3 protein-coding genes and 1 pseudogene are annotated in these 2,414 nt (G+C 55.3%); 2 read left to right on the top strand and 2 right to left on the bottom strand.

The annotated features are described in order from the left end of the window. Positions 1 to 272 precede the first annotated feature (272 nt). Positions 273 to 629: a hypothetical protein gene (locus tag ACSHXH_RS19375; protein ID WP_435673440.1), complete on the bottom strand. Its 357-nt coding sequence runs from the start codon at positions 627 to 629 to the stop codon at positions 273 to 275. A gap of 402 nt (positions 630 to 1,031) precedes the next feature. Continuing rightward, positions 1,032 to 1,364, bottom strand: coding sequence for a hypothetical protein (locus tag ACSHXH_RS19370; RefSeq protein ID WP_435673439.1), 333 nt, complete (start codon positions 1,362 to 1,364; stop codon positions 1,032 to 1,034). Positions 1,365 to 1,599: 235 nt separating this feature from the next. Here ACSHXH_RS19370 and ACSHXH_RS19365 point away from each other — a divergent pair, with 235 nt between their 5' ends. Then, complete coding sequence (locus ACSHXH_RS19365) at positions 1,600 to 1,788, top strand: EF-hand domain-containing protein (protein ID WP_435673438.1); 189 nt, start codon at positions 1,600 to 1,602, stop codon at positions 1,786 to 1,788. A 50-nt stretch (positions 1,789 to 1,838) separates the two neighbouring features. Further along, positions 1,839 to 2,338 (top strand): annotated as a pseudogene (locus ACSHXH_RS19360) (IS5 family transposase); the annotation flags it as partial. Positions 2,339 to 2,414 lie beyond the last annotated feature (76 nt).

Here is a 2,414-nt window from a genome sequence, read left to right as displayed (position 1 = left end):
TATCTCCTTCAAGGCTTCTATCCCCGCAGCTTGCACCATCCATCCGATCAGCGCCGCCGCGATTACCTCATGTATCGTAATCTCGCGTCCGGCTAGACGTGCGGCGGCTTCTTGATCTTCGAGGCCCTCAGCCGTTGTCAAAAGCGATGCTAGGACGTTCCCGGATGAATACGACCACCATGCGACCCCTGCATTGGATAGGGGTGCAGCGTGCACATCTGCATTTGGAAACCTGGTGCTGGGGATTGCATCTTGGCCTGCCGAAGCCTGCGTCACCCGAGTTCACTCAGAGGTTTTGAATTGCAGTCGCTGCCTGCACGAACCGAACGAAGAATTGCGGCAAGATGCTCATCTGGCGCATGGGTGATGTCGGTCCTGACCGGCGCAGCCAAATCACCATTACTAAGCGACACGTTCATTGCTTCAGATCGCCTTTTCTTGCCTCTCTTGACGATCACAAGTGACAGTATGGTGTCAGAGTGACGGAGGACGATTTGCAAACGAAGACCTGCAGTTTTCTTTGCGAAGGCCAGTTCAAAGCTCGGTACAACTGCACACGATTGAATGTTGCAAGACCTATCGGATGACCGAATTCCCGAAGTAATCGGTTTGAGAGTTTGTAAACGCATGACGGTGCTCTGGCAGATTGGCAGGTGCGGATTGATCGCGCGGAAAGCAGGGTACCGCATTGTCAGGCGTCAACAGAACACTGCGAACCGACGCGTCATACAACGTCGGTTCACCCCTCAACGTTAGCCGAAGTAGCGGCAGGGCCAAGACTTTGCGTTGATTTTGCGGGCCGTCACCCTGCGACTGACCGCTCTTGCTGTCACTGGCATTCCCGTCGGACCCATCAAAAGACGGAGCTGTTGCGACGCGGGGTAGGCTCTGTATGATCAGGTCCAGAATGGTTGTCTTCCATTTTCCCGTGCTTGTTTGAACTTTGTTCGACATCGTCACTGGTTTCTAATGAAAAGGGTCGGGCCTATGGATAGGATGTGCAATTGTCGCCGGGTATCGACCGCGTGCCTTCACCCGTATGTGCCGTTGAGCAACTTTCCACGAACCCTCTCTGCAAATTTTCGCAGACGGCCTTTCGCTGCTTGCCGATCCCGATCACTCTTCAGGTTGATGATGCGCTTCTCGCTTACTCCGAAGTACTGCGCGATTTCAGAGGTGTTCAAACCAAGATCGGTGAAGACCTGCACTGTAACATCTGGAAATGGCCCCATGGGATCGTCCGGCCGCCCGCTGACTTTACTTCGAGAACGCCCAGTCGCAAGAAATCCGAGCGGTACACCTTCCGGATCCGGGTCATGGTCATGCCATCCCTGTGACTCGCTTGCTCGACTTTGATGTTGCATATGTCCCCTCCTTCTTTTCGTCGGCCAAGCAAAAGGCCACCATCGATGCCATTCATTGATGGACGTCAATGTTGGAAAGCAGCTACCGGTCGCCAGCCGTTTTCCGCCCGAAATTTGGAGCTTGCATGTTGACCTCCGCCGACTGTTGACGGGCGACAATGAAGGCTAGACGATCCTACGCTCTTCTTTTGATTGACACGCCGATGATTGTGTCTGTTGCACGTTGGAGAAGAACATGAAGACACATACAACAATTCTTGCCAGCTTCCTCCTTCTGACTGCACCTGCCTTCGCGCAGATGGTAGATGTCGATATGAACGAGGATGGCATGGTCAGCTTTGAAGAACTTGTCGCAGTGTACAAGACTGTGACCGAAGAGCAGTTCGCCGAAATGGACACCAACAGCGACGGTAGGACGTGTTGACAAAAGGGATTCACAGGGCGCGCTTATCGTGATTCAAGCTGGTATCTGCGATGGAGACCAGCTTGGCACGAGACCTGATGTCGGACGAGGAGTGGGCGTTCTTTGAGCGCTTCATCCGGACAGTCCGCGCCCCGAACGGGCGCAAACCTACCAACCACCGCCTTGTTCTTGATGGGATTTTCTGGATCGCGCGCGCAGGCTCTCCCTGGCGCGATCTGCCGGAAGAGTTCGGCAAGTGGTCAAGCGTCTACCGCCAGTTCCGGCGTTGGACGCTGGCGGGGCTCTGGGAGCAGATCATGGACGCCCTGAACGAAAGCGGCGCGGTGCCGCACGCACTGCAAATGATCGACAGCACCGTGGTTCGCGCCCATCATCAGGCAGCGGGCGCTAAAGGGGGACTCCGCGACAGGGTTTTGGCCGTTCGCGTGGCGGCTTCACGACCAAGATCCACCTCCTCGTCAATGCGGCTGGGCTGCCCATGAGGACGGAGATCACCGCAGGGCAAACCTCCGACTATCTCGGCTTCGATCTGGTCATGGCCGACAATCTGCGAGTTATTGTCAAATCTGGTGTCCAAGCGATCATCATGCGGCGGTTAGCTGCTGGTTTATTGGTTTGATGCCGTT

The organism is Marivita sp., assembly GCF_051251565.1.
In the GTDB taxonomy this organism is placed as follows: domain Bacteria; phylum Pseudomonadota; class Alphaproteobacteria; order Rhodobacterales; family Rhodobacteraceae; genus Marivita.
This window is presented reverse-complemented; position numbering and strand designations above follow the sequence as displayed.

Bases quoted from the DNA above. Each gene is read 5' to 3' on its own strand.
- ACSHXH_RS19365 (WP_435673438.1), top strand. From the start codon at position 1,600: ATGAAGACACATACAACAATTCTTGCCAGCTTCCTCCTTCTGACTGCA.
- ACSHXH_RS19370 (WP_435673439.1), bottom strand. From the start codon at position 1,364: ATGCAACATCAAAGTCGAGCAAGCGAGTCACAGGGATGGCATGACCAT.
- ACSHXH_RS19375 (WP_435673440.1), bottom strand. From the start codon at position 629: ATGCGTTTACAAACTCTCAAACCGATTACTTCGGGAATTCGGTCATCC.